Source organism: Kitasatospora sp. NPDC002227 (assembly GCF_040296285.1).
In the GTDB taxonomy this organism is placed as follows: Bacteria; Actinomycetota; Actinomycetes; order Streptomycetales; family Streptomycetaceae; genus Kitasatospora.
On sequence record NZ_JBEOWY010000035.1, the window covers coordinates 20,478 to 46,691 of the forward strand.

Sequence of the window (26,214 nt, forward strand, 5' to 3'; positions counted from 1 at the left end):
TAACGAGTTCCCCGTTCGGGGCGGGCACGCGCGCAGGCTTCGGCACGTATGCCCCCCAGCACGTGCACGCCGATCGCTCGACCACGGCACCCGTCCCCCTGGGTGCCGGTCGTCTCCCCCGGGTGCAGAGGGGGAGGCGGTGGAGGCAGCGGCCTTCACCAGCGGCTCACAGTATTTCTCACGAAACGTTAAGGTCAATCTCCTTCGCCCGACGGGCCGCCGGGCCGTCGGGCCGGTTCGGGACGGTGAACCCTGTCGACCGGGACGTCGGGACGGGGAGTGTGGGGCCCGACCGCAGGAGCGGACGGCCCAGCCGCCCGCCCTGATGGCGAACGGCATTGGAGCGAGATGGGCACCACCGACCACCCCGGGCTCGTCCAGGCGGACGGCCGGGTGAACGACCACGCCAAGGACATCGACCCGCACGACGAGGAGATGGTCGCCTTCTGGTCCGACCGGACGAGGCGCACCCGCAACACGGTCTTCGCGGTCAACGTCGACATGCGCCGCAACTACGCCGCGCTCAAGGCCGAGTTGATCAACCACCTCAGCCCGGTGATCGTCGTGCAGAACGACTCCCAGGGCGGCCTGTTCACCCTGGTCCACAACGGGCAGCGGGAGACGGTGCACCCCGTCTCGGAGATCTTCGAGCTGGCCAAGTCGATCGCGCATGTCCCGCTCGGCACCTTCACCGTCCTCGCCCCCTACCTGAAGGCCCCGGAGGCGACCGGCTGGGTCCGGCCGCTGCAGCACTTCGCGCACACCCTGCGCACGGCCCACCGCCAACTCGGCGAGGCGGAGCTGCCGCCCGGGCTGCTGGCCTCCTCGACCAGGATCCTGGACGGCGCGCTCGGCTTCATCGGCGGCGCGCTGGAGCGGCGCAGCTTCGGCATCGACGAGTTCACCGACTTCACCGGCGCCGTGTACGAGGACATCCGCGCCAACATGGCGTACGCGGCGAAGGCGCAGATCGCCGGGGTGGAGGCGGTGATGCGGCGGTGGCGGAAGCAGGTCGGCGAGGAGCAGTGGCGGGGGCTCTACGCCGTCGTGCTGTCGATCTGGACCACCTCGGTGCTCAACCAGAACTCCATCGTCATCCGGCAGTTCATGGACCCGTCGACGGTCGACTCCCACCTGATCGACCTGCCGACCGCCGAACTGCCCGCCGACCCCGTCCTCACCGCCCTCGACAACCTGGCCCGGATCGTGCAGGACAACGTCGCGGCGGAGCTGGTCTTCCCCGTGGACCAGGAGATCGCCGACGCGCTCAAGGGCAAGCAGGACCTCCTCTCCGAGGAGATCCAGGTCCAGCTGGCCTGCCCGTTCCAGGCCAGACGGGCGGCGAAGGCGGAGGCGGCTGCCGCTGACGCCGCCCCCCGTGAGCGGCCGGCGGCGGCCTGACCGGGCGCGGCCGGGTGACGCGATGCGACACTCCCTCGGACTGGTCCTGCTGGCGGCCGTGCTCCGGGCACCGGTCACCTGCCTGGCGCCGGTGCTCGGCCTGGTCCGGGACGCGTACGGGCTGGGCGGGGTCGCGGTGAGCCTGCTCACCACCCTGCCGGTCCTGTGCCTGGGCCTCTTCGCCCCGCTGGCCCCCGCACTGGCCCGGCGGGCAGGCACGGAGGCGACGGTGGCCGGGGCGCTGGCCGTCCTGACGGCCGGGAGCCTGCTGCGGGCCCTCCCGTCCACGGCGGCCCTGTTCGGTGGCACGGTACTGGTCGGCGCGGGCATCGCCGTGGCCAACGTGCTGCTCCCCGCCCACGTCAAACAGCACCTGCGCGTCGGCCGCCACACCGGCCTGGCCATGACGGTCATGTCCGGTACCGCCGCCTTGGCCGCCGCCCTCGCCGTCCCCCTGGCCGAGGCCGCCGGCTGGCGGGCCGCGGTGGCGGTGTGGGCGCTGCCCGCACTGGCCGCCGCGACGGCGTGGACCGCACTGGCCCGGCGGGCGGGCGGCCGCGCCGTCGCACCCGCGCCGCCACGGCCCGCGCGTCCCGAGGTCGTGCTGCTGCGTTCTCCGCTGGCCTTGGCGCTGACCGGGTTCCTGGGTGCGGTGTCGCTGATGTTCTACGTGCTGACGGCCTGGCTGCCGGAGCTGATGCAGGCTCAGGGGTACACCGCCGCGCAGAGCGGGCTGATGGTGTCCGTGCTGCTGACCATCGGCATTCCGCTCGGCTTCGCCACCCCGGTGGTCGCCGCCCGGCGGGCGGGGCAGGGGCCGGTGGTGGCCGTGGTGGCGGCAGCGATGGGCCTCGGCCTGGCCGGGCTGCTGCTCGTGCCGGGGGCCGGATGGCTCTGGGTGGTGCTGCTGGGCCTCGGCAACGGCTGCGCCTTCCCGCTGGCCGTCACCCTGCTGACCCTCCGCGCGGCGGACCCGCACACCGCCGCCCGCCTCTCCGGCATCGCCCAGACCGGCGGCTATCTCCTCGCCGCCCTCGGCCCGCTCGCCGTCGGCCTCCTCCACGCCGCCACCGGCGGCTGGACGGCCGCCCTGCTGCTCCTGCTCGCCCTGGTCCTCCCGGAGACCGCCGCCGGCCTCCTCGCCGCCCGCCCGGACATCAAGGCAGCGAGGGTGGCACACCCAAACGATCTGTAACAAACCGTCAGGACCGCTTTACGGGAGGCGGATTGTCGAGAGAGGGTACGAATGTCACACCTCCAGGTGTGACGCGTGCTCAGCCTGAGCGCCTCTGGGACTGACTGGCGCGGCATGTCCGTCAGCCAGACGGGCAACGACGCAGTTCCACGCGTTGTAGCCAGGAGGAGCAATGGAAGGGCACGATCCGTCGCACGGACCAGGCGATCCTCAGCCAGAGGATCCCCGCGAAGGCGGCACGCGACACAACACGCACACGACTCCCACCCCGCCGAAGGCTTGGTTTCACGCCCGGTCGGGGCTCCAAGTCATCCAGACAGGGTTCTCGCTGGCCGGCCACGCGACCCCTGCCGCAGTGACAGGGGCCGTCGTGGTCGTGGGCGACTGGATCTTCTACCGGCCAAGGAAGAGCTGATCCGTCCGCCCAGCCGGGCCCGCGTTCTGGTGCACCAGGACACGGGCCCGTTCTGTTTCAGCCAGACCGTCCGAAGACAGAGTGCTGCCACGCAGTATGGCGGTTCACCCACGGAGTCTGGCCGCTCTGACAGAATGCTTCCACGCCAAATGGCGTATCCAGCCGAAGTCTGACGAGACCGCGAAGGATTGCGACCAGCCCTCAGGAGGGAGGTCCACGACCGTGTCTGACGCACCACAAGCTGCGAGCCTCGCCCTGGCGACCCTGCACGACCAGCTGGACCTGTTGCACAGGCGCGCCGGAAGCCCGTCCGTGCGGGCACTCGCACGGCTGACCGGCCCCCTCCTGAGCCATGACACGGTCCACCGGGTGCTGCGGACCCGAAGTGTCCCGAGCTGGACTTCGCTGGAACCGGTCGTCAGAGCACTCGACGGCGATCCGGAGCAGTTCCGGGAGCTGTGGACCGCTGCTCGGGACAGCTCCCAGACGTCCGAGGAGCAGCACTCGCAACCCGTGACCGCACATCCGGCCGGTCCGGCCGGCCGACAGCAAGCCGTGCGCCTGCGGCGCGACCGGCACTCCTTCAGCGATCAACTCTCACCCGAGGAGCGACGCGACCTGAGGCAGCTCGGAGTCATCCGGAGCTTCCGCCCCAGGGAGCTCCTCGCCCGGCAGGGGGAGCCCGCCGGGCCCGTCACTCTGTTGGTCCAAGGATTCGTCAAGCTGACCGCGTCAAGTCCGGCCGGCTACGAGACCCTCCTCCGGCTGGGAACCCCTGGAGACCTCCTGCTCGCCGAGCGCGCTCTGACCGGCCGCCCGGCCGGTTCCACCGTCCAGGCCTTGGGGCCGGTGGAAGCCTTGCTGATCCCGAACGAGCGTTTCAGAACCTTTCTGGCCGATCACCCTCCGGCGAGCATGGCCCTGGCCCGGACGCTGTCGGACGAGCTCGCCGCCGCCAACGCCCGACGAACGCGTGAAGCAGGGACGGCGATGGCCCGGGTGTGTGCGGCACTGGTGGACCTGGCAGATTCGTTCGACCTCTCGGGGGACGACACCGCGGGCCTCCTCCTACCGCTGGGCCAGAGCGACATCGCAGCGCTCTGCGGGGTCTCCTTGCGGACCTGCTCCCGCGTCATGGAACAGCTGAGGTACGAAGGGGTGGTCGGCAGCACCCGTTCCCGCCTCCGCATCCTGGACGTGGTACGGCTCAGGAATCTTTCTGCCACCGTCTGGTGAGCACGCCCACCCCTGCGGCATTCGCTCAGTAGCCCAGCCGGGCGGCACCGTCGGCGAGGAGGTCGAAGGCCAGCTCGGTGTCGGCGACGGCCTGGCGGTGGGCCTCGGGGAGGGGGAGGCCGGTGGTGAGGCGGTGCCAGGTGTCGCGGGCGAGGGTCTGGCGGACGGTCTGGTACTGGGTGGCGAGCAGGCGGTCGGCGAGGCCGGCGGCGCCGCCGTGCCGGGTGGCGAAGGCCTCGGCGAGGGCGGTGGCGTCGGCGGCCTGATAGGCGGCCAGGTGGGCGGCGAGGCTCGGGGTCTCGAAGACCAGGCGGTGGAAGGCGAGCACCTCGGGGGCGTCGCTCAGCCCCGAGACCGGGTCGTGCGCGGCCAGCCGCTCCAGGTGGTGGGCGCGCAGCGCGGCGAGCGGGGTGACGCCCTCGGGGCGGGCCAGCACCACCCGGCCGGCCTCCCCCTGGTGGTCGGCGAACCGGTGCAGCAGCAGTTCCTCCTTGCTGGCGAAGTACCGGAACAGCGTCGGCTTCGAGACCTCCGCGCGGGCCGCGATCTCCGCCACCGAGACCTGGTCGAAGCCCTTGGCGAGGAAGAGCGAGACGGCCGCGTCGGCGATCGCCCGGCGGGTGCGTTCCTTCTTGAGGGTCCGCAGACCTGCTGCCTGATTCATATGTTCATCGTACTCAGACGGAGAGACCAAGGAAGATTTGTTACTCGGTTGCATTTCTTACCGAGTTGCTGTTCGCTTGATGCCATGAGAGCGATCGATGGCACCACCAGCACAGCAGTACTGATCGCCGGAGCCGGGCCGACGGGCCTGACGCTGGCCTGCTCCCTGGCCCGCCAGGGCATACCCGTCCGGGTGGTCGACCAGGCGTCCGAGCCGCACCGGCACTCCCGGGGCAAGGGCCTCAACCCCCGCAGCCTCGAGGTGCTGGCCGACTTCGGCCTGGCCGAGCGGCTGCTCGCCGTGGGCCGCACCCACCTGCCCTTCCGCAAGTACTTCGACGGCGCCTTCGTCAGCGAGTCCGATCCGGTCGCGGGCAGCGGCCCGACCCCCGAGGTGCCGTTCGACAGCCCGCTCACCCTCCCCCAGTGGCGGGTGGAGGGCGCGCTGCGCGAGCTCCTCGGCTCGTACGGGGTCGAGGTCGAGCACGGCCGGGAGCTGACCGGCTTCGAGCAGAGCTTCGAGCAGGGCTTCGAGCAGAGCGAGGAGGGGGTGCGGGCCGTCCTGGCCGACGGCGAGCAGATCGAGGCGGCGTACCTGGTGGGGTGCGACGGCGCGCGCGGGGCCGTCCGCAAGGGCCTGGGCGTGGCCTTCGTGGGGAGCCACGACCCCTCGGTTTCGATGGTCTGCGGGGACGTCGAGGTCGAGGGGCTCGACCCGAAGGTGTGGCACCAGTGGTTCACCGCCGAGGGCGGCGTGCTGCTCTGCCCGTTCGAGGGCTCACCGCTGTGGCAGTTCCAGGCCCCGCCCGAGCGCGGGCCCGGCGGTGCGGAGCTGCCGGCCTCCGAGGAGAGCTTCCGCCGGCTCTTCGCCACCTACGCCGGGGAGCAGCCGGGCGTGCGCCTGGGCCGGGTCGGCTGGCTCTCCACCTGGCGGTGCAACGTCCGCCTGGCCGAGCGCCTCCAGGTCGGCCGGGTGCTCCTCGCGGGGGACGCCGCGCACGTCCAGCCGATCGCGGGCGGCCTGGGGATGAACACCGGCATCCAGGAGGCGTTCAACCTGGGCTGGAAGCTCGGGTACGTGCTGAGCGGCCGGGCCGGCCCGGGGCTGGTCGACAGCTACCAGGAGGAGCGGCTGCCGGTCGCCGCCCAGGCGGTCGACCTCAGCGCGGAGCTGCTCGGCACGGTGCTCGCCGCCGTCCGGACGCCGGGTCAGGGCCTGGAGGCCGGCCGCGCCACCGGGCTGGACGGGCTCGGTGTCCACTACCGCTGGAGCCCCCTGGCGCGGGACGCTCTGGGCGCCGCCGTACAGGCCGGCGACCGCGCTCCGGACGGTGTGCTGATCGGGCCCGAAGGCCCGGTCCGGCTCTCCGCCCTGCTCGCGGGCGACGACTTCACCCTGCTCTGCTTCGACGCCGAGGCCCCCGAACTCCCCGCCTGGGCCCGGGCCGTGCCCGTCGACCACCGCTCCGACCCCGGCGGCCGCCTCCGCACGGCCTACGGCCTGGCCGGCCACGGCCCCGCCCTGGTCCTGGTCCGCCCCGACAACCACCTCGCCCTGACGGCCCCGGGCACCGAGCCCGAGGCCGTCACCGGCTACCTGGCCCGCCTGGGGCGTCGGCTGCCGGACGGAGGTGCGTGACGGACGGTGCCGCCGGGGAGGGGGTGAGCCGATTGCCGTGCGCGCGGGCACGGCCGAAGCCGGGCCTCGGGTAGTACTCGGGGTGCCCGGGCGGCACATACCGGCCGCCCGGTTCAGACCGGGCTCGGACGGCGATCTACCGTGGAGTCCGGTGGCCCGCCCGGTGCCGGCCGAGATGAGGAGGTCAAGTGCCCACTCTGGGGTGGTTGGTGACGACGGTGCCCGGCCTGCGGCTGGTGGACGGGCCTCCGGAGTGGGTGGAGCGGCCGGTGCTGGGGCTGGCGGAGCCGGGGGAGGATCCCACCGGGCAGGTCCTGGTGTACGAGCCCGGGGTGCCGGGCCTGCGGCGGGCGGCGGCGATCGCCGTCCGGGCCACGGGTCCTGACGGCCCGTTCGCCGGGGTGCCGGTGCTACGGGTGGCGCCGGAGGTGTCCTGGCTGCGGGTCAGCCGGGCGATAGCGGACGAGCGGCTGCGCGAGGCCCAGGCGGTGGCCGACCGCCGCTGGCGGGTGGCCCGCGAACGCGCCGAGCGGCTGGAGCAGTTGCTCGCCCACGCCCGGGAGCCGGGCGACCGCGCGGTGGAGCGGGTGGTGGAGTGGCTGGGCCAGGCCGTCCGCGGCACCGCCCTGCTGGCCGGGCCGGCGACGGCGGCTCAGACAGCGGCGACTCAGGCGACAGCGGCTCAGGCGACAGGGGCTCAGGCAGCGGCGGCTCCGGCGGCGACCGGGCCGAGGACGGCCGGGCGGGCGTCGGCCGTCACCTCCCCCGGGCTGCGGCACCCGGCGGCCGGGCCGGTGGCCACCGGCCGACCGGCTCCCGGGCCTACGAAGGCCCACCGGCCGGCGGCGACCACCTCCCCCGAGCCGAAGAGCCCGGCAGCGGCCGGGCCGGCACCCACGGGCCTGCTCGCCACCCCCGAGCCCGGGACGGGCGGTCAGGTCCTGGCCGTCTCCTCCCCCGCCGCGCCGGATCTGCTGGCGGCCGGGCGCGGCCCGGGCGCGGAGATCGCCGCCGGGCGGCTGCGGTCGGCCGCGCTGGAGGAGGACGGGCTCAGCCTGCGGCTGGCCGCCGTCGGGCGGGGTGGCGCCCACCTGACCGTCGGCCGGGCCGAGCCGTTCGACCAGGCGGCCGCCGCGCTGGTCGGCCAGACCGCCGGGGTGCTCGCGGCGCTGCTGCGGCTGCGGGCGGCCGAGCAGCGCCGCGACCGGCTCGCCGAGGCGGCGGCCGGCCTGCGGGTGGCCGTCTTCCAGCTGCTGATGGGCGGCGAGGTGACGCTGGCTCAGCGGACGGCGGAGGGCCTGGCACCCGGCCTGCTGGACACCGAGCGGGCCCGGGTCTACATCCTGGAGGGCCCCGCCGAAGAGCGGGACGAACTGGCCCGCGCCTGCGGCGGGGCCACCGCCGGCCGGGCCATGGTGGTGCGCTGCCCCGCCACCGAGCAGCACCTGATCGTGATCAGCCCCCTGCCTGCCCGAAGCGGCTCCGAACCGGGCTGGGACGCGGTGGGCCAGGTGCTGCGCGGGTTCCTGGAGCACCGGGCGGACCGCTTCCTCGGCGGCAGCGGGGTGCAGCCGCTGGCCGAGGTGGCGGGGGCGTACGGGGATGCCGTCCGGTCGCTCGCGGTGGCGCGGCTGCGGCCGGGGCGGGCGGCGCTGTACGCGGTGGAGAGCCGGCTGACCGAGGTGTTCGACCCGGCGGTGGCCGGGGCCTGGGCGGCCGGGGTGCTCGGGCCGCTGCGGGCGGTGCCGCTGGGCAGCCGGGACCAACTGCTCGGCACGCTGCGCCTGGGCCTGGAGTTCCCGGCGACCAGCGCGGGGAAGATCCTCGGGGTCAGCCGCAACACCGTCCGGGCCCGGATGGACCGGGCGGCCGCCCTGCTCGGGCTCGACCTGGACAAGGTCCGCCCGCGGGCCGTGCTCCACCTCGCGCTGCGCGCGGAGGAGAGCGGCGCGGCGGCCGAGGCCGCCGGAGTGACGCTCGCCGAGGTGCTCGGCACCCCGGCCGTCCGGGCCTGGGCCACCGGCCTGCTGCAGCGCCTCGGAACGGACGCCCGCGGCCTGCGCACCACCCTGCGCACCTGGCTGGCCGTCGACACCCACGTCGAGCGCACCGCCCAGGAGCTGGGCCTGCACCCCCAGACCGTCCGCGAGCACCTGCGCGCCGCCGAGCAGCTGCTCCAGCGCCAACTGCTCTCCGGCGGCAGCGGAGTGTACGAGACGGCCCTGGCCTTCGCGGCCCTGAGCGAGCTGGATCCGGCCCTCGAGGGCAACTGAGCCAGGGCCGTCCGGGCAGCCGGACCGTGCACCGGTGACACCCGCCCCGGCCCGACCGTGCACTCGTGCGGTACCGGGCCGGTGTCCCGTTGCCTAGAGTCTGGACCAGCGGCCGGACGGGGGACCGGACACGGGGGACGGATCGGCCGGCCGCTGAACCGGCATGGCCCGGGGCCGGAGGAACCCCACTCCCTCCGACCCCGGGCCGTCCTGCCTTTCCGGCAGTCTCAGCGGCGGACGGTCAGCAGCCCGCCCAGCGGCACGTGGAGCGCCAGCTCCGTGCCCGCCACCGTCGGCTCGGCCTCGGCCACCACGTCGCCCCGGCAGTCCTGGACCAGCAGCCGCAGCCGCCCCGGCGCCCGGTCGAAGGAGAGCCGCACCAGCGTGTCCGCGTCCGCGTTGGCGAGCAGCAGCAGCTCCCACTCCCCCGTCACGGCCGCTGGCACCGGCGCGTACCGGCCGAAGGCCAGGGCTGTGCCGTTGCGGGCCTCGATCAGCGGGTAGGCCAGCTCCGGCCGGTGCGGGCGCAGCTCGCCGCGCTGCAGCAGCGCCACGTTCTCGCGCATGACGGAGAGCCAGAAGCGCACCGTCTCCAGCTGCGCCGGGCTCTGGGCGGAGAGCTCCACCGAGACCTGCGGGGTGGCGAAGAGCACCGAGAGCAGCAGCACCGCGATCTGCTCGGGGCGCTCGCTCGGGTGCCAGGTGATCGGGTCGGCGTGCACGGCCAGCGGGCCGGCGGTGAGCCGCAGGTCGGCGGTGCGGGTGCGGTTCTCGGCGGTGTTGTGCGGGCAGTCGGTGGCGCGCACCATCGTGGCGTACGGCCACAGGCCGGGGCCCATGTAGTCCTGCCGGTGCTCGATCAGCACCTCGGGCCGGGTGGCCCGCAGCCGGGCGTCGAGCGCGGTGAGCAGCTTCTGCACGCCCTCGGCCACCGTCGGGCAGTCGGCCTCCGGGGAGGCCGAGGTGGCCCCGGCCCGGGCGAAGGTGTCGATGAAGTCGACCTTGAGGCCGTCCGCGCCGTAGGTCTCGACCGCCGAGGCGAGCCGCTCGACCTGGTGCGCGCGGACGGTGGCGCTGCGCGGGTCGAGGACGTGCGTCTCCAGCTGGGGCAGGTGGGCCAGGGTGTGCTCGGCCAGGCCCTTGAGCGCCTCAGAGCGCTCGCCGACGAAGGGCAGCGAGTGCCAGACCAGGTACTTGAGGCCCAGCTCCTGCACCCGGGCGATGTGCGCGGCGAAGTCGGGGAAGCCGAGCGGGGCAGGCTGCCAGTCGCCGGTGGTGGCGTAGGAGCGGCCCTCTTCGTCAGTCTGCCAGCCGTCGTCCACGATCAGCGCCTTGAAGCCGAGCGGCGCGGCAAGCCGAGCCAGGCGCTCGACGTCGGCGGAGGTCATCGCCAGGTGAAGGGCGTACCAGGTGCAGAAGGTCGGCTCGAAGGCGGCGGGCGGCACGGTGACCGGCGCCATCAGCGTGGCCCACCAGGAGGCGGCGCCGCGGACGGTGTCGGCGAAGTGGCGCCCGCTCAGGTCGAGCAGCAGGTGCAGGCGGTCGCCCTCGTGCTCGACCCAGAAGCTGAACTCGCCGGTCTCCTCCACGGCACCCTCGCCGATCGAGACCGGCAGCACCAGCTCGCCGACGGCGAAGGTGCACAGGGCGGCGTCGCCGGTGCCGACCAGCGAGCCGACCGGCGCGCCCTTGGGCAGCGAGGCGATCCGGGGGGCGATCCAGGAGGGCGGCAGCCAGCGGGTGCCGGTGTTCGGGGTCCAGTGCGCGGTGGCGCCGGTGCAGGGCAGCCGCCACTCGACCCGGGCGCGGGCGGGCTGCCCGTCCAGCGAGGGGCCGGTGGTGACCTCGATCAGCACCACGCCGTCCTGGTCCTGCGGCGTCACGGTGACGGCGCCGAGCCCGGCGCCCACCGCCGTGGCCTGCACTCTGAGCCCGGGCAGCCCGAGACCGGTCTCGACGGCGCGGCGGTCCTCCGGACGGCCGGAGGGCTGGGCGCTGCCGTCCCAGCTGAGCGGGGGCGGGGTCTGGGTCACGAGGGAGTGCCTTCCGTCGGCGATCGGTGAAGGGCGGCGCCGGACGGAGCGCCGGGAAAGGGGTGGTACCCACGCGGGGCGGCTGCGGAAGCGGAAGAGACAGCCGCCCCGCGCGGGGGCTCTCTTTTTTTGGGGGGTGTGAGACCCGGTCGGGCGTGGCCCGCGTGCTGACGGTTCCCCGCCACGCCCGACCGGGAGTTCGGGCTACGCCTCCGGGAAGTGGCAGGCGGCCTGCCGGCTTGTGCCGGGGGCGGTGATCTGCAGGAGCGGAGCCTCGATCCTGCAGATGTCCTGCGCCTTGGGGCAGCGCGGGTGGAAGGTGCAGCCGCCGGGCGGGTTGGCCGGGCTCGGCGGGTCGCCGAGCAGGACGATCCGCTCGCGGGCGCGTTCGGCGGCGGGGTCGGGCAGCGGCACGGCGGAGAGCAGCGCCTTGGTGTAGGGGTGCGCGGGGTTGCCGTACACCTCCTGCTTGTCGCCGATCTCGACGATCCGGCCGAGGTACATCACGGCGACCCGGTGGCTGATGTGCTTGACCACGGCGAGGTCGTGCGCGATGAACACGTACGCCACGCCGAGTTCGCGCTGCAGCCGCTCCATCAGGCCGACGATCTGGGCCTGGATGGAGACGTCCAGGGCCGAGACCGGCTCGTCGGCGACGACCAGTTCGGGCCGGGTGGCCAGCGCCCGGGCGATGCCGATGCGCTGGGCCTGGCCGCCGGAGAACTGGTGCGGGTAGCGGTCCAGGTGCTCGGGCGAGAGCCCGACCAGACCGGCCAGTTCGCGGACCTCCTTGCGGATCGCGTCGGCCGCCATGCCCTGGGCCCGCAGCGGGGCCGAGACGATCTGCTGGACGGTCTGCCGCGGGTTGAGCGAGGCGAACGGGTCCTGGAAGATCATCTGCAGTCTGCTGCGCAGCGGGCGCAGCTCGCGCTGGCCGGTGCGGGTGATGTCCTGGCCCTGGAAGCTGACCTGACCGGCCGTCGGGTCGAGCAGCCGGACCAGCATCCTGCCGGTGGTGGACTTGCCGCAGCCGGACTCGCCGACCAGGCCGAGCGTCTCGCCGGGGGCGACCTCGAAGGAGACGCCGTCCACCGCCTTGATCCCGGGGTGGCGGCGCAGGGTGCCGCGCGGGCCGGGGAAGGTCATCCCCAGGTCCGTGACGGAGAGCAGGGCTGCGGTCATGCGGTCACCCCATCGAGCTGGCAGGCGTTGCGGTGCCCCTCGGCGACCAGCCGCAGCTGCGGCCGCTCCCCGGTGCAGAGCGGGTTCTTCTCGGCCGCGTAGACCGGGCAGCGCGGGTGGAAGGCGCAGCCGGGCGGCGGGTTGAGCAGCGAGGGCGGGCTGCCGGGGATGGAGCTGAGCGCCTCGCCCTCGGCCGCGTCGAGCCGGGGCAGCGAGTCGAGCAGGCCCCGGGTGTAGGGGTGCCGGGGGCTGGCGAACAGCGTGTCCACGGGGGCCTGTTCGGCGGCCGAGCCGCCGTACATCACCAGCACCTCGTCGGCGACCCGGGCGATCACCCCGAGGTCGTGGGTGATCATGATGACGCCGAGCCCGCGCTCCTGCTGGAGCTTCTTCAGCAGTTCGAGCACCTGGGCCTGGACGGTGACGTCCAGGGCCGTGGTCGGCTCGTCGGCGATGATCAGGTCCGGTTCGCAGGAGAGCGCAAGGGCGATCATGGCGCGCTGGCGCATGCCGCCGGAGAACTGGTGCGGGTGCTCGTGCACCCGGCGCCGCGGCTCGGGGATGCCGACGTCACCGAGCACCTCGACAGCCCGCTCCAGCGCGGCCTTGCGGCTGCCACCGTGGTGCTCCCGGTACGCCTCGGCGATCTGGTCGCCGATGGTGAAGTACGGGTGCAGCGAGGTGAGCGCGTCCTGGAAGATCATCGCCATCCGGCGGCCGCGCAGCTTGCGCACGGTCTCGGGCACGGCGCCGATCAGCTCGGTGCCCTCGAACTTCACCGAGCCGGTGACGGTGGAACTGGCCGCGCGGTGCAGGCCCATGACGGCCAGCGAGGTGACGGACTTGCCGGAGCCGGACTCGCCGACGATCCCGAGGGTCTTCCCGCGCTCGACGGTGAAGTCCACCCCCTTGACGGCCTTGACGATGCCCTCGGCGGTGCGGAACTCCACCTCCAGGCCCGAGACTTCGAGCAGTGCGGTCATGAGATCCTCGCCCGCGGGTCGATCCAGGCGTAGACGAGGTCCACGACCAGGTTGGAGGTGACGATGAAGAAGGCGGCGAGCACCGTGATCCCCATGACCACCGGCTGGTCGGCCTTGTTGAGCGAGTCGGCGAAGAGCTTGCCGACGCCGGGGAGGCTGAACAGGGACTCGGTGATCAGGGCGCCGGCCAGCAGGCCGCCGAGGTCCATGCCGAGCATGGTGGCGACGGGGGTGAGCGCCGGGCGCAGCCCGTGCTTGCCGACCACCTTGCGCTCGGGCATGCCCTTGGCCCGGGCGGTGCGCACGTACGGCTCCTCCATCGTCTCGATGACGGAGTTGCGGGTCATCCGGGCGTAGATCGCGGCGTACATCAGCGCCAGGGTGATCCACGGCAGGATCAGGTTGCGGATCCACGCCACCGGGTCCTGGGAGAAGGCGATGTAGCGCGGGTAGGGCATCCAGCCGAGCACCGTGACGACCAGGTAGAGCAGGATCATCGCGGTGAAGTAGACCGGCAGCGCGGCGACGCCGATGGTGCCGACCATGACGGTGCGGTCGATCCAGGTGTTGCGGCGCAGTGCGGAGAGCACCCCCGCCGACAGGCCGAGCAGCAGCCAGAGCACGGCGGCGCCCAGGGCCAGCGAGGCGCTGGCGGGCAGGCGGTCCATCATCAGCGCCCAGACCGGCTGGGCGCTCTGGAAGGAGTACCCGAAGCAGGGGAAGCCGCAGTGCACGGCGTACTGGCCGCTGCCCATGGTCTGCCCGGCGAAGATGCCGACCACGTACCGGGCGAACTGGGTGTACAGCGGATCGCTCAACCCCATCTGCTGGCGGACCAGTTCGATGTGGTCGGTGGAGCAGTCCTTGCCGCAGAACTGGGCCGCCGGGTCGTTGGGCAGCAGGTAGAAAATGGTGAACGTCAGCGCGCAGATCACCAGTAGGGTGACGGCGATGCCGAACAGACGCCGGATCAGGAATCCGATCATGCCGTCCTGCCCTTCGGGTCGAGCGCGTCGCGCAGCGCGTCACCGAGCAGGGTGAAGGCCAGCACGATCAGGAAGAGGCAGGCGCTGGGGAGGATGAAGAACATCGGGTCGACCTTGTAGTAGAGCACCGAGTCCGAGATCATCTGGCCCCAGGAGGGCGTCGGCGGGCGCACGCCGACCCCGAGGAAGGTCAGTGCGGCCTCGGCCCCGATCAGGCCGGGGATGGCCAGCGTGACGTACACGATGATCGTGCCGGAGAGGTTGGGCAGGATCTCGGTGAACAGGATCCGGGCGCTGGAGGTGCCGCAGGCCCGGGCCGCCTCGACGTACTCGCGGTGCTTGAGCGACATCGTCTGGCCGCGGATGACGCGGGCGATGTAGGGCCAGCTGAAGACGCCCATGACGACGATCAGCAGCAGGATGCGGTTGGCGTTCTGGGCCACCGAGAGCAGCGCGATGATGAAGATCAGGCTGGGGAAGGACATCATCACGTCCATGAACCGGCTGATCACGGAATCGATCCGGCCGCCGAAGTAGCCGGCGGTGATGCCGAGCAGCACGCCGATCACGGTGATCATGAGCGCGGCGCTGAACGCGACCAGGAGGCTGACCTGGGCGCCGTACAGCAGCCGGGCGAAGATGTCGCGGCCGAGCATCGGCTCGACGCCGAGCCAGTGCTTGGGGCTCATGCCGCCGAGGCTGCCCTTGGGCAGGCCGCCCAGGTAGGGGTTGACGGCCTTCTTGTCGATGTCCGCCGGGCCCTTGCCGCTGATCGCGGTGAGCACCGGCGCCAGCAGGGCGGCCAGGACGAAGAAGACGATGATGCCGAGGCCCACCAGGGCCGCCTTCTGGCGGCGCAGGCGGTGCCAGGCGAGCCGCCACGGTGAGGCCGGCGGCTGCGGTGCGGGATCGGACGGGGCGGGGGCGGAGGCGCTGGCCGCCGCCCCCGCTCCCCCGGCGTCGGCCGGGCGGAGCGGGGCGGTCATGGCGTCGGTTCCTTCACACTCGACGGGCGGTTCGAGGGCTACTTGACCGACTTCAGGCCGATGACGGCGTAGTCGATCTGACCGGCCCACACGGGGTGGGCGTAGGCGCCGGCGATGTTGGAGCCGACCAGCAGCGGCTTCTTCTGCCACAGCAGCGGCACCGCGGGCGAGGCGTCCATGATCTTGCCGTCCAGCGCCAGCCACGCCTTGTTGGCCTCGTTCAGGTCGGTCAGCGAGGCGATCCGGTCGAGTTCGGCATTGACGGCCGGGTCGTTGAACCGGTCGAGGTTGCCGTAGTTGTTCTTGTCCACGATCGAGCGGCCGTCGAAGATCATCGGCAGGAAGGTGGCGGCCGACGGATAGTCGGGGCACCAGCCGCCGACCGACAAGCCCGGCTGCTTGGTCTTGTCACCGACCACGCCGGCCAGCGCGGTCGGGTCGACGGTGTTGATCTGGACGGTGATGCCGGCGTTCCTGAGCGCGGCCTGGATCGCCTCCGCCTCCTGCTTGCCGCCGGTGGAGGTGGCCAGCTCGGTGGAGAAGCCGTTCGGGAAGCCCGCCTCGGCCAGCAGCTGCTTGGCCTTGGCCTGGTCACCGGCCGGCTTGATGCCGAAGTGGTCGACCGCCTTGCCGTCGGTGAGCACCGGCGGCAGGTAGGTGGTGGCGATGTCGTTCAACGCGGGGCCGCCGAGCGAGTTCTGCACGGCCTCCTTGTCCACCGCGTACTGGACCGCCAGGCGCACCTTGGGGTTGTCGAACGGCGCCTTAAGGTTGTTCATGTCGAGCTTGCTGGTACAGCCGGCGTTCTCGCTGATCAGGCGGGCCTTGACGGCCGGGTTGGTCAGCACGTCGCTCAGCTTGGCGGGCAGCAGGTCGACGTAGGAGATGGCGTTCTTGTCGTCGCCCTGGTCGGCGATCAGCCGGTCCGCGATGCCGGTGCCCTTGAGGGTCTGGTCGACGATGATCTTGTCCGGGTACGCCTTGCGGACCGGGTCGCTCGCCTGGTCCCAGTAGGTGTTGCGGACCAGCACCAGCTGCTTGCCGCGGTCGTAGGTCTCGATCTTGTACGGGCCGGAGGAGAACGGGTGGTTGGAGTAGTTGGCGCCCGCCTCCTTGGCCTTCGGCACCGGGGCGAAGGTCGGCAGCGTGACGGTGTAGCCGAACTCGGCGACCGGGCGCTTGAGGTGGAAGACGATGGTCTTCGCGTCCGGGACCTCGATCGCCTCCTTGCCCAGGCGCTCGCCCTTGAGCGGGCCCTGGTACTTGTCGGGGGCGTTCAGGTAGCGGCGGGCGTAGTCCGGGCCGCCGGGCAGCTCGGGCGAGAAGGAGCGCTCGACGTTGTACTTGATGTCGTCCGCGACGATCGGCGTGCCGTCCTCGTACTTGAGGCCGTCCTTCAGGTGGAAGGTCCAGGTCTTGGCGCCATCGCTCGGGGTACCGAGGTCGGTGGCCAGGTCCGGCTCGATCTTCAGGCCCTCGGCGCCCGGGGACGCCTTGAAGGTGGTGAGGGTGCGGTAGAGCATCCGGACGCCGACGTCCATGACCGGCATGGTCCAGTTGCGGGTCGGGTCGAGCTGGTCGAAGTCCTGGTTGGACAGGATCGTGAGGGTGCCGCCCTTGACCGGCGTACCGCCGATGATGCCGTTGCCCTCGGTGGTCACCGGCTTGTCGCCGGTGTCGTCACTGCTGCTGCTGGAGCACGCCCCGAGACTGAGGGTCAGTGCTGCCGCGATCGCCGCCGCGAGGGCGGCGTGGGTACGCCTGGTCATGTGCAACTCCGCGGTGTGGGGCCATCCTGCGGCCCGGTTCGCCCCGGGGCTGATCCGGGGCCACCTGGGGGCGGCCGCAGAGGTCCGTTCCGAGACCTAGCCGCTCCTGGGGTGTGACCCGTAACATAGTAATGTGAAATTGCACTGGCAAGAGGTGGAGCGCTCCGTTACCGAGCTGTGTCCGGCGCGCCTCTCCAACTACCTTGCGGCACAACCGCATCGGTGCAGCTCACCCCCACTCGACCCCGCACCCACGGCAGAGGAGCCCCCTCGGTGACCACCGCTCCCAAGACCCCCCAGCTGAACACCGGCAGTCACGACCTGCCCGTCTCCGAGGCGCTCGACGCCTTCATGGGCACCGGCTGGGCCACCACCCCGCTGCCCGCCACCGACCGGGTCAACGGGTACGAGGTCATGCCCGCCCGCCGGGCCAGGCTCGCCGCCCGCTTCCCCGGCGAGCGCCTGGTCGTCCCGGCCGGGCAGCTCAAGGTGCGCAGCAACGACTGCGACTACCGCTTCCGCCCGCACAGCGCCTACGCCTGGCTCACCGGCCTCACCGGCGAGGAGCAGGTCGGCCACGTCCTGGTGGTCGAGCCCACCGGCGAGCCCGTCCTCTACCTGCGCCCGCGCTCCCCGCGCGGCGGCGGCAGCCCCTACGGCGCCGAGTTCTACCGCGACCGCCGCTACGGCGAGTTCTGGGTCGGCCGCCGCGCCGACCTGGGGGAGGCCGAGCAACTCACCGGCATCCGCACCGCCCACCTGGACGACCTGGAGAAGCTGTTCACCGGCCCCCAGCCCACCACCCGCCTGCTCGCCGGCGCCGACCCGGTGGTCGACGCCCTGGCCGGGCGCTCCGCCCTTGTTCCCGCTGCCGGTGACGGTGAACTGGCCTCCGCCCTCTCCGAGTTGCGCCTGATCAAGGACGCCTGGGAGGTCGGGCAGCTCCAGCTCTCGGTCGACCTCACCGTGACCGGCTTCGAGGACGTCGTCCGCGCGCTGCCCGCCGCCCTGCGGCACCACCGCGGCGAGCGCTGGCTGGAGGGCGCCTTCAACGCGCGGGCCCGCGCCGAGGGCAACGGCGTCGGCTACGACACCATCGTCGCCTCCGGCGCCCACGCCACCGTCCTGCACTGGATCCGCAACGACGGCAAGCTCAACCCCGCCGATCTGCTGCTGCTCGACGCGGGCGTGGAGACCGACTCGCTCTACACCGCCGACATCACCCGCACCCTGCCGATCGGCGGCACCTTCTCCCCCGTCCAGCGCCAGGCGTACGAGCTGGTGCTGGCCGCCCAGGACGCCGGCATCGCGGCGCTGCGGCCCGGCGCCTCCTTCCGGGACTTCCACAAGGCCGCCATGCGGGTCATCGCCCACGGCCTCGCCGACTGGGGTGTGCTGCCCGTCTCCGCCGAGGAGGCCCTCCAGGAGGACAGCGGCCTCTTCCGCCGCTACACCCTCTGCTCCACCGGCCACATGCTCGGCCTCGACGTCCACGACTGCGCGAAGGCGCGCGCCGAGACGTACCTGGACGGCGTCCTCGAGGAGGGCCAGGTCCTCACCGTCGAGCCCGGCCTCTACCTCCAGGCCGACGACGAGACCCTTCCGGCCGAGCTCCGCGGCCTCGGCATCCGCATCGAGGATGACCTCATCATCACGGCCGACGGCGCCCGGATGATGTCCAGCGCCCTCCCCCGCACCCCGGACGCCATCGAGTCCTGGATGGCGAACCTGCTGGGGTGATCCTTCAGGGGTAGCTCCTCAGGGGCGCGGGGAACTGCGCGAGCGCGGCAGGCGCGGGCCTGTCGCTTTCCGACTTCGCGCAGTTCCCCGCGCCCCCAGACAGTGCAACTCACCCCTGAGCTGCCCGCCAGAGCTCCCCGGTGATCTCCGCCGCCGGGCCCGTCCGGGCCTGGGCGTGGGCCGTGCCGGCCCACAGGTGCATCGTCCCCGTGTCGCCGGCCTTCGCGGCGGCGCCGCGGATCGGCGCCGTCAGGTGGTGAACGGCCGGGTACGCCTTCGGGGCCGACGCCCCGTACCGGTCGATGAAGGCGTTCCGCAGCCCCCGGGCCGCCCGCCCGGTGTAGGCGCGCGTCACCACGGTGGCACTCCCGGCGGCGACCAGCGCCGCCCGGTGCGCCGCCGAGGCGCCCGATTCGTCCGCCCGCAGGTAGGCGGTGCCGAGCTGGACCGCCGCCGCTCCGGCCGCCAGCGCCGCGGCGATTCTCCCGCCGTCCCCGAGGCCGCCCGCCGCGATCAGCGGCAGCCGCGTCACGGCCCGTACCTCGCCGAGCAGTTGGAGCAGCGGGGTGCTCCCCGGCTCGTCCGCGACCTGGTGCGTACCCCGGTGGCCGCCCGCCTCCGGGCCCTGCACGCACAGGGCGTCCATCCCGACCGCCTCGGCGGCGCGGGCCTCGGCCGCACTGGTCACCGTCCCGATCTGCACCGTGCCGACGGCCCGCAGGGCGGCGGCCTCCGCCGCCGTCGGCAGGCCGAAGGTGTAGGACACGTACGGCACCGGATCGGCCGTCAGCAGCGCGAGCTTGGCCTCCCAGCCGTCCCGGTCCGGCCGGACGGCCGCGGGCAGTTCGACACCCCAGCGCCCGGCCTCCGGCAGCAGCACCTCCCGGTAGCCGGGCACCGCCGCGTCCTCGCCCGGACCGCCGGGCACGAAGAGGTTCACCCCGACCGGACGGTCCGTCAACTTCCTTACGGCAGCGATCTGTTCGGCCATCGCCGCAGCCGACTTGTACCCGGCCGCCAGGAACCCCAGCCCGCCGGCCCCGTTCACGGCCGCCACCAGCTCCGGCGTGGACGGCCCTCCGGCCATCGGCGCCGCGATCACCGGCACCGCAAGCCCGGCCAATCCCTCTGCCATGCTCCCCGCTCCTCCCGTACCCGCTGACGTGTCCAGCGTACGAGCCGGGCCGCCGCATCCGCAGATTCTGGTGCCGGTCCCCGCCAGTACCGACATACTTCCGTCGGTTTGGCATAGACGCAGCAAAATCTCCCGCCGATCGGCGTCCGACCTCTGGACGCGCGCCGCCCCGGCTGGTTGGGTGACTCGCGCCCGACCACGCACCCCGTTCAACCCCCACACCCTCACCCTCAACGGGAGAATTCCGTGCGTCTTCGCCCTCTCGCCGCCCTGGCCGCCACCGCCGTGGCCGCCCTCTCGCTCACCCTGACCGGGCAGGCCGACGCGAGCCAGACAGCCGCCCACCACGGCCTCAAGCCACTGCACGCCGCCAAGCAGCTGCAGCCCGCGGCCCGGTCGACCAACACCCTCAAGCTCGGCTCCAGCGCCGCCACCGGCGTGGTCTCCCCCAACCCGAAGGTCTACCTGGTCTTCTGGGGCTCGCAGTGGTCCTCCGACCCGGCGGGTGTCGCCACCGACATGCAGAACATGTTCAAGGGCCTCTACGGCAGCCAGGACACCTGGGGCACCATCATGAACCAGTACTGCGAGGGCCTCGCCAAGGGCACCTCCACCTGCGGCACCGGCGGCACCCACATCAACCACCCGACCAGCACCCCGCTGGCCGGCGTCTGGTTCGACAACTCCGCCGCCGCACCGGGCAGCGCCACCGCCGCCCAGATCGGCGCCGAGGCCGCCAACGCCGCCGCCCACTTCGGCAACACCACCCAGACGCCGAACCTCAACGCCCAGTACGTGGTGCTCTCGGCCACCGGCACCCACCCGGACGGCTTCCCCAGCTCCGGCTTCTGCGCCTGGCACGACAAGACCAGCTCCGCGTACGGCACCCTCGCCTACACCAACCTGCCGTACGTCCCCGACACCGGCGCGGGCGGCTGCACCACCTTCACCGACGGACGCCTGCTGTCGGGGATCGAGTCCACCGAGACGCACGAGTACGCCGAGACCGTCACCGACTTCTGGCCCTCGATCGGCTGGAACGGCGGCGGCGGCGAGATCGGCGACGAGTGCGAGCAGATGGACTCCTACGTCACCCTCTCCACCGGCACCTTCGACCTCCAGGGCCTGTGGTCCAACAGCGCCAACAAGTGCGTCACCCACGGCTGACGCCCTGACGTACTGACTGCCTGGCCTCCGGGCCGTCCGGAACGGCCTTTCGACCCACCGGTCGAGGCCCTTCGGACGGCTCGGCGGCACAGGCCCCACACCTGGGCCGGACCGTCCGACGGCCCGTCACCGGGGCCGCCCGGTCCGGTCGGGCGGGGTCTCGCTACTGTCGGCGCATGCAGCCAAAGGTGATCTTCTTCGACCTCGGGGGCGTGGTCTGCCGATTCCTCCCGCAGCAGCGGCTCGACGCACTGGGCACTGCGTGCGACCTGAGCGCCGACCAGGTGAAGGACGTGCTCTACACCTCCGGGCTCATCGAACGGTGGGATCTCGGGCGCGACTCTGCCGCGGCGATCCACCGCACGGTGGCGGACCGGCTGGGATATCCCGGGAGCCTCGCCGAGCTCCAAGAGCTCTGGTGCCGCGCTTTCGAGCCGGACCTGCAGGTATTGCACCTGATCGACGGGCTGCGTCCGCTCCGCACGGCCCTCCTCTCCGACAACGACCCCCTGCTTCTTGCCGCGCTCCCCCAGGTGTTTCCCGAGGTCGGTTCCCGGTTCGACTCCTTGCTGTTCTCCTGCCGGTTCGGGGCCACCAAGCCCGACCCGAGGGTGTTCACCCGGGCGCTCGACGCGATGGGCTGTGCTCCGGCCGAAGCGCTGTTCGTCGACGACAAGGCCGCGAATGTGGCAGCCGCCCGGAGGCTGGGGATCGCCTCGCTCCGGTTCAGCGATGCCGCCGGACTGAGTGCCGCACTGGACGGGCTCCGCCGAGGCCCCGCCACCGCCGAGACCGGCTGACCTGACAGCAATCCATCGGCCTGGCTGCCCTGATGATCTTGCCTGCTAGGGTCCGGACCCGTGACGGACAGGGTGCAGAAGCAGTACGAAGCAATGCGTGGGCACTTCCACCGGGCCGCCGAGCAGCACGGGTTCGCGCTGGACCCCGCCCAGGAACTCCCGGTCGAACGGCTCAGCAGGCTGGCCGGTGAGTTGGCCCGTCCGGCCTGGCGGCTGCCCGGTAGGCCGCGGCACCTCTACCTGTGGGGCCCGGTCGGCCGGGGCAAGAGCTGGCTGGTGAACACCTTCCTCGACGGGCTGCCGACCGCCCGCAAGCGGCGGCTGCACTTCCACGACTTCTTCCGCCGGCTGCACGAGGGCGTCGCCCACCACGCCGAGAGCCCGGCCACGGACGGCGCGGCGGTGGACCAGGCCGTTGACGAGCTGCTCGGCGACTGCCGCGTCCTCGTCTTCGACGAGTTCCACGCCCACGACGCGGGTGACGCGATGCTGGTCGCCCGGCTCCTGCGGACCCTCCTTGACCGGCGCATCACCCTGATCACCACCTCCAACTACCCGCCCGCCGGGCTGATGCCCGACCCGCTGTACCACCACCTCTTCGAACCGACGATCAGCCTGATCGAGGAGCGGATGGACGTCCTCGACGTCTCCGGCCCGGTCGACTTCCGGCAGCACCGCCCCAGCGGCACTCACGGCTTCGGCCAAGGCGCCCTTCTCCGCCCCGGTGAGGAGACCCGCAGCGGTCTCACCCCGCCCCGGCCCGAGGAAGCCGGGACGGTGACCGCCCACCACCGTGAACTGCCGGCCCGGGCCGTCCGCCCCGACCACGCCTGGTTCGGCTTCCAGGACCTCTGTGAAGGCCGCACGGCCGTGACGGACTACCTCGCCCTCGCCGACCGCTTCCCCACCCTCGTCCTCGACGGCGTCCCGCCCCTCACCGAGGCCTCCCCCGACGCCCGCCGCCGCTTCGCCAACCTGGTCGACGTCTGCTGCGACCGGGACATCCGCCTCGTCCTGATCGGCGCCGACCCCCTCGCCGGCCTCTCCCCCACGGCCACCCTCATGCGCGACCTCGACCGCACCGCCAGCCGCCTCGCCCTCCTCCACCGGCCGGAATCCCCGGTGCGTACCGACGCCCGGACAACCTAGGCTGACGAGCCGTGAGCCAGTACTACGACTTGGGCCACGAGACGCTCTGGAACCCGTCCAACGGAGCGTCCTTGCTGTTCCTGCGTCAACTCGCCGTCTTCGAGGAGGAACTCGGCCTTCCGTCGGGCATCGGCCCGATGGAGAACGACGAGTGCCAGGTCGACCCGGCCGCTCTCGGCGTCTTCGCCAACACCCTCCTCGCCAAGGACCTCCGGACCCACCACGCCGTGGTCCGGGCCCTGACCGAGGGTTTCCTCCTCGCCGTCCTGGCCCTCGCCGAGCGGGCGGGCGTCGAGATCCGGTGGGCGGAACCGGGCTCCCCGGACCGGGTCGAGGTACTTCGCGGCAAGGTGCGGGACCTGGACCGCTGCATGGCACGCTGACGAAGACGTCCACCCGAAAACGTCCACCACGAGGAGAAAGCAGAGGAACGGCACGTGGCACTGGCGAGGAAGGGATCCCGCCGCATCGTCGTCGACGGTGTCGAGTACCGCTGGCGGGTGAGCAGCAAGCACTGGTGCTGCAGCCACGACCCCACCACCTTGGGCTACGCGGTGGAGGACGCGGCCCACCCCGGCACCACGCTCGTCGTGGACACCGGCCGGCCTGTCGTCGCCCGACCGACCGAGACCCCGGCGGAGGTCGTGCTGCCGCGCGAGGTCGCCGCCGGCATCCGGGCCGCCCTGGCTGACGGCTGGACGCCCCGCGCCAACGGTTCGCCGCTGGTGATGGGGCCGTGACCAACTCCTGGGAAGCCCACCACCCCGACCTCCTACGCCTGCTGGGCCTGGTCCGTTCCGCGCGGATTCACGCCTCCGAGGCGCCGATCACCGTCTCCCCCTCGCCCACCGGCTCCTCGAAGTTGGCCAGGTAGCGGTCGAACAGGGCAGCGTCCAGGGTGACGGCGTTCGGGCCGCTCTCCAGGTTCCTGGCGGCGATGCGGCGCTCCAGCGTCGCCCGGTCCGCCTTGAGGTGGAGGAGCTGCCAGCGGGCGCCGTGGCTCTCGACCAGGGTCTTGTAGTCCTCGCGGGCGGCGCGGCTCCAGAAGCTGTAGTCGACCACCACGTCCCGCCCGTCCCGGATCAGCTCGACCAGCCGCAGCCGCTGCTCGGCCCGCACCTCCTCCTTCAGCGCGTCCCACTCGGCCTGCGGCAGCACCACCCCGGCGTCGCGGCCCCCGAGCCGCTCCCACACCACCTCGTCGATCGACAGCCGGACGTACCCCCAGCGCTCCAGCGCCTTGGCATGCGTGGTCTTGCCGGCCCCCGGCGGCCCGCACATCAGCACCACCGTGCTCGGCACGCGCGGCGGGTCGAGGAGGTCCTGCAGGAGCTCGATGCACTCGCGGAGGGCGGGAGCCGGCGTCGCCTGCTCCATCATCAACCGGATCGCCTGGATGCTCCGGTCAGCCCGGACCAGCCGCTCCACGTCCGGCCGGACCTCGGCGGGGATGCGCTGCCACAGTTCGTTCTGCATCCCCGTAGTCAAGCCGCCTCCGCCTCCGCCGCTCAACCGGATTCAGGCGGGCCGGATCAGACCGCTGGTCAGTCCGGCTGCGATGGCGGCCGTACGGGAGTCCACGCCGAGCTTGTCGTAGATGTGGACCAGGTGGGTCTTGACCGTGGCCTCGCTGATGAACAGGCGCTTGGAGATCTGACGGTTCGCCAGGCCCTCCGCGAGCAGCTGGAGGATCTCGGCCTCGCGGGGGGAGAGGGTCGGGCGGCCGGCCCGGACGCGGCCGAGGAGGCGGGCGGCGACCGGCGGGGCGAGGACGGTCTCGCCGCGGGAGGCGGCGCGGACGGCGGCGGCCACCTCCTCGGGCGGGGCGTCCTTGAGCAGGTAGCCGGTGGCGCCGGCCTCGACGGCGGCGAGAATGTCGGCGTCGGTGGAGTAGGTGGTGAGGATCAGGACGGCCGGCGGGTCGGGCAGGGCCGTGATCCGGCGGGTGGCCTCGACGCCGTGCATGCCGGCGCCCATCTGGAGGTCCATCAGGACGACGTCCGGCCGCGAGGGCAGCGAGTCGAGCACCCGCAGCGCCTCCGCCCCGTCGCCCGCCTCGCCGACGGCCTCCAGCTCCGGCAGGTCGTCCACCATCGCCCGCAGTCCGCGCCGCACCACCGGGTGGTCGTCCACGAGGAGCACCCGGATCACTGCCGCCGAGGAGGTCACTGCGCCACCACCGCACGGGTCCGCAGCGAGACCGCCACCGCCGTCCCCTCCCCGGGGGCCGACTCGACCGTCAGACTGCCGCCGAGCGCGGCGACGCGCTCCCGCATGCCATGCAGTCCGAAGGAGCCCGGGGCGGGCGCCTCGGGGTCGAAACCCAGACCGTCGTCGTACACGTCCAGCGTCACCTCGTCGTCCAGGTATCCGAGCGAAACCGCGATCCGGGCGGCACCGGCGTGCCGCACCGCGTTGGCCAGCGCCTCCTGGGTGGCCCGCAGCAGGGCCACCTCCGCCTCCACCGGCAGCGGGTAGGGCTCGCCCTCCAGGTGGAAGTCGGCCCCGGCGCCCACGGCGAGCCGGCGCAGCGCCTCGACCAGGGTGGCGTCGTCCAGCGCGGGCGGGGTGAGGGCGGCGACGAAGCGCCGCGCCTCGGCGAGGTTCTCCGAGGCCGTCCGGCCGACCTCGCGGATGCGCTCGGAGGCGGCCACCGGGTCCGAGAGCAGGGCCGAGTCCGCCGAGCGGGCGAGGAGGACGATGCTCGAGAGCCCCTGCGCCAGCGTGTCGTGGATCTCCCGGGCCAGCCGCTGCCGCTCGGCCAGCACGCCGGCCTCCCGCTGGCTGGCGGCCAGCTCACCCCGGGTGCGGACCAGGTCGTCGATCAGGCGCTGGCGCGCCCGGCTCTCCCGGTACAGCGCCGCGTAGCCGTACGCGGTGAGCAGCGCGACCACCGCGCCGGCGAAGGGGCCGAGCACCTTGGCCAGGGTCAGCCCGCCGTCGGTGCCGGCCTGGGCGGCGACCACCACACCGGTCAGCGCGACCACGGCGGGCACGGCCCAGCGGGCGGGCATCAGGTGCAGGCAGACGAAGTAGAGCGGGAAGGCGAGGTAGCAGAACTCGGGGTGCAGCAGGGTCAGCGCGATCCACAGCAGGACCACCACGCCGAACCAGACTCCCGCCCAGAGCCGGCTGGTCCGCACCTGCTCGGCGACGCCGCCGGCCGCGTAGACCGCCGCGAGCGCACCGGCGGTGGTCAGCCCGGCCGCGCCGAGGTCGCCTGAGACCACCCCGCGCACCAGCAGCACGGCCAGCAGGGTGAAGAACAGCCCGTGCAGGGCGAGGTTCATCAGCCGCAGGGCGGGGGTGCCCTCGTCGGCGGCGGGGTGCGGTGGGGCGGTGACGGTCACGCCTTCCGAGGGTACGGGGTCCGGGCAGGGCGGATGCACGGCGCGGCATCAACCGTTCGATGGATATCCGGATGCATCCCCCGCACGGGTCGAGTCCCCCTCCTCTCCCTGA

The 26,214-nt window shown here is 72.9% G+C and carries 22 protein-coding genes; 11 read left to right on the plus strand and 11 right to left on the minus strand.

Annotation, left to right across the window (positions count from 1 at the left end; all coding sequences use genetic code 11):
* Positions 1–348 precede the first annotated feature (348 nt).
* From ABT095_RS26525 to ABT095_RS26535, 3 genes are all read left to right on the plus strand, one after another.
* Positions 349–1,401 (plus strand): hypothetical protein, encoded by a 1,053-nt coding sequence (locus ABT095_RS26525; RefSeq protein WP_350532021.1) that lies wholly within the window; start codon positions 349–351, stop codon positions 1,399–1,401.
* A 22-nt stretch (positions 1,402–1,423) separates the two neighbouring features.
* Positions 1,424–2,596, plus strand: a complete 1,173-nt coding sequence (locus ABT095_RS26530; RefSeq protein ID WP_350532022.1) for an MFS transporter — start codon at positions 1,424–1,426, stop codon at positions 2,594–2,596.
* 637 nt (positions 2,597–3,233) lie between these two features.
* Positions 3,234–4,247 carry a Crp/Fnr family transcriptional regulator gene (locus ABT095_RS26535; protein WP_350532023.1) on the plus strand — a complete coding sequence of 338 codons (1,014 nt, stop codon included), beginning with the start codon at positions 3,234–3,236 and terminating at the stop codon, positions 4,245–4,247.
* Between the two features lie 25 nt (positions 4,248–4,272).
* Here ABT095_RS26535 and ABT095_RS26540 read toward each other — a convergent pair whose 3' ends face one another.
* A complete protein-coding gene (locus ABT095_RS26540) occupies positions 4,273–4,911 on the minus strand; it encodes a TetR/AcrR family transcriptional regulator (RefSeq protein ID WP_350532024.1) in 639 nt (212 codons plus the stop codon).
* An 84-nt stretch (positions 4,912–4,995) separates the two neighbouring features.
* Between ABT095_RS26540 and ABT095_RS26545 the strand changes: the two genes are divergently transcribed.
* Together ABT095_RS26545 and ABT095_RS26550 are read left to right on the plus strand one after the other, a co-directional pair.
* A complete protein-coding gene (locus ABT095_RS26545) occupies positions 4,996–6,549 on the plus strand; it encodes an FAD-dependent monooxygenase (protein WP_350532025.1) in 1,554 nt (517 codons plus the stop codon).
* 188 nt (positions 6,550–6,737) lie between these two features.
* Positions 6,738–8,822 carry a helix-turn-helix domain-containing protein gene (locus ABT095_RS26550; protein ID WP_350532026.1) on the plus strand — a complete coding sequence of 695 codons (2,085 nt, stop codon included), beginning with the start codon at positions 6,738–6,740 and terminating at the stop codon, positions 8,820–8,822.
* Positions 8,823–9,049: 227 nt separating this feature from the next.
* Here the strand turns inward: ABT095_RS26550 and ABT095_RS26555 are convergent, their stop codons facing one another.
* The 6 genes from ABT095_RS26555 to ABT095_RS26580 form a co-directional block, all read right to left on the minus strand.
* Positions 9,050–10,855 (minus strand): glycoside hydrolase family 36 protein, encoded by a 1,806-nt coding sequence (locus tag ABT095_RS26555; protein WP_350532027.1) that lies wholly within the window; start codon positions 10,853–10,855, stop codon positions 9,050–9,052.
* 204 nt (positions 10,856–11,059) lie between these two features.
* Positions 11,060–12,037: an ABC transporter ATP-binding protein gene (locus ABT095_RS26560; protein WP_350532028.1), complete on the minus strand. Its 978-nt coding sequence runs from the start codon at positions 12,035–12,037 to the stop codon at positions 11,060–11,062.
* A complete protein-coding gene (locus ABT095_RS26565; protein WP_350532029.1) occupies positions 12,034–13,020 on the minus strand; it encodes an ABC transporter ATP-binding protein in 987 nt (328 codons plus the stop codon). The genes ABT095_RS26560 and ABT095_RS26565 overlap by 4 nt, the downstream gene beginning before the upstream one ends.
* Positions 13,017–14,006: an ABC transporter permease gene (locus ABT095_RS26570; RefSeq protein ID WP_350532030.1), complete on the minus strand. Its 990-nt coding sequence runs from the start codon at positions 14,004–14,006 to the stop codon at positions 13,017–13,019. Before ABT095_RS26570 ends, ABT095_RS26565 begins: the two co-directional genes overlap by 4 nt.
* Positions 14,003–14,992 carry an ABC transporter permease gene (locus ABT095_RS26575; protein ID WP_350532031.1) on the minus strand — a complete coding sequence of 330 codons (990 nt, stop codon included), beginning with the start codon at positions 14,990–14,992 and terminating at the stop codon, positions 14,003–14,005. The genes ABT095_RS26570 and ABT095_RS26575 overlap by 4 nt, the downstream gene beginning before the upstream one ends.
* A gap of 38 nt (positions 14,993–15,030) precedes the next feature.
* A complete protein-coding gene (locus ABT095_RS26580) occupies positions 15,031–16,761 on the minus strand; it encodes an ABC transporter substrate-binding protein (protein WP_350532032.1) in 1,731 nt (576 codons plus the stop codon).
* Between the two features lie 273 nt (positions 16,762–17,034).
* Between ABT095_RS26580 and ABT095_RS26585 the strand changes: the two genes are divergently transcribed.
* Positions 17,035–18,501: an aminopeptidase P family protein gene (locus ABT095_RS26585; protein ID WP_350532033.1), complete on the plus strand. Its 1,467-nt coding sequence runs from the start codon at positions 17,035–17,037 to the stop codon at positions 18,499–18,501.
* A 109-nt stretch (positions 18,502–18,610) separates the two neighbouring features.
* Here the strand turns inward: ABT095_RS26585 and ABT095_RS26590 are convergent, their stop codons facing one another.
* A complete protein-coding gene (locus ABT095_RS26590; RefSeq protein WP_350532034.1) occupies positions 18,611–19,636 on the minus strand; it encodes a nitronate monooxygenase in 1,026 nt (341 codons plus the stop codon).
* A 246-nt stretch (positions 19,637–19,882) separates the two neighbouring features.
* On the opposite strand from ABT095_RS26590, the gene ABT095_RS26595 reads away from it, so the two are divergent.
* From ABT095_RS26595 to ABT095_RS26615, 5 genes are all read left to right on the plus strand, one after another.
* Positions 19,883–20,803: a hypothetical protein gene (locus tag ABT095_RS26595; RefSeq protein WP_350532035.1), complete on the plus strand. Its 921-nt coding sequence runs from the start codon at positions 19,883–19,885 to the stop codon at positions 20,801–20,803.
* 188 nt (positions 20,804–20,991) lie between these two features.
* A complete protein-coding gene (locus tag ABT095_RS26600; RefSeq protein WP_350532036.1) occupies positions 20,992–21,603 on the plus strand; it encodes an HAD family hydrolase in 612 nt (203 codons plus the stop codon).
* A 60-nt stretch (positions 21,604–21,663) separates the two neighbouring features.
* The gene (gene zapE, locus ABT095_RS26605) at positions 21,664–22,752 is read left to right on the plus strand and encodes a cell division protein ZapE (RefSeq protein WP_350532037.1); all 1,089 of its coding nucleotides are present in this window, start codon (positions 21,664–21,666) and stop codon (positions 22,750–22,752) included.
* 11 nt (positions 22,753–22,763) lie between these two features.
* On the plus strand, positions 22,764–23,135 hold the full coding sequence (locus ABT095_RS26610; protein ID WP_350532038.1) for a DUF6086 family protein: 372 nt from the start codon (positions 22,764–22,766) through the stop codon (positions 23,133–23,135).
* A gap of 54 nt (positions 23,136–23,189) precedes the next feature.
* Complete coding sequence (locus ABT095_RS26615) at positions 23,190–23,492, plus strand: hypothetical protein (RefSeq protein WP_350532039.1); 303 nt, start codon at positions 23,190–23,192, stop codon at positions 23,490–23,492.
* Positions 23,493–23,559: 67 nt separating this feature from the next.
* On the opposite strand, the gene ABT095_RS26620 is transcribed toward ABT095_RS26615, so the two are convergent.
* The 3 genes from ABT095_RS26620 to ABT095_RS26630 are packed head-to-tail and all read right to left on the minus strand — an operon-like array spanning position 23,560 to position 26,102.
* Positions 23,560–24,228, minus strand: coding sequence for a P-loop nucleotide/nucleoside kinase family protein (locus tag ABT095_RS26620; protein WP_350532040.1), 669 nt, complete (start codon positions 24,226–24,228; stop codon positions 23,560–23,562).
* 42 nt (positions 24,229–24,270) lie between these two features.
* Entirely contained in the window at positions 24,271–24,903 is a 633-nt protein-coding gene (locus ABT095_RS26625) for a response regulator (RefSeq protein WP_350532075.1), read from the minus strand.
* A gap of 14 nt (positions 24,904–24,917) precedes the next feature.
* The gene (locus ABT095_RS26630; RefSeq protein ID WP_350532041.1) at positions 24,918–26,102 is read right to left on the minus strand and encodes a sensor histidine kinase; all 1,185 of its coding nucleotides are present in this window, start codon (positions 26,100–26,102) and stop codon (positions 24,918–24,920) included.
* Positions 26,103–26,214: the final 112 nt, after the last annotated feature.

Coding starts and splice junctions, on each gene's coding strand:
- ABT095_RS26525 (WP_350532021.1), top strand. CDS start 349: ATGGGCACCACCGACCACCCCGGGCTCGTCCAGGCGGACGGCCGGGTG.
- ABT095_RS26530 (WP_350532022.1), top strand. CDS start 1,424: ATGCGACACTCCCTCGGACTGGTCCTGCTGGCGGCCGTGCTCCGGGCA.
- ABT095_RS26540 (WP_350532024.1), bottom strand. CDS start 4,911: ATGAATCAGGCAGCAGGTCTGCGGACCCTCAAGAAGGAACGCACCCGC.
- ABT095_RS26545 (WP_350532025.1), top strand. CDS start 4,996: ATGAGAGCGATCGATGGCACCACCAGCACAGCAGTACTGATCGCCGGA.
- ABT095_RS26560 (WP_350532028.1), bottom strand. CDS start 12,037: ATGACCGCAGCCCTGCTCTCCGTCACGGACCTGGGGATGACCTTCCCC.
- ABT095_RS26565 (WP_350532029.1), bottom strand. CDS start 13,020: ATGACCGCACTGCTCGAAGTCTCGGGCCTGGAGGTGGAGTTCCGCACC.
- ABT095_RS26570 (WP_350532030.1), bottom strand. CDS start 14,006: ATGATCGGATTCCTGATCCGGCGTCTGTTCGGCATCGCCGTCACCCTA.
- ABT095_RS26575 (WP_350532031.1), bottom strand. CDS start 14,992: ATGACCGCCCCGCTCCGCCCGGCCGACGCCGGGGGAGCGGGGGCGGCG.
- ABT095_RS26580 (WP_350532032.1), bottom strand. CDS start 16,761: ATGACCAGGCGTACCCACGCCGCCCTCGCGGCGGCGATCGCGGCAGCA.
- ABT095_RS26590 (WP_350532034.1), bottom strand. CDS start 19,636: ATGGCAGAGGGATTGGCCGGGCTTGCGGTGCCGGTGATCGCGGCGCCG.
- ABT095_RS26620 (WP_350532040.1), bottom strand. CDS start 24,228: ATGCAGAACGAACTGTGGCAGCGCATCCCCGCCGAGGTCCGGCCGGAC.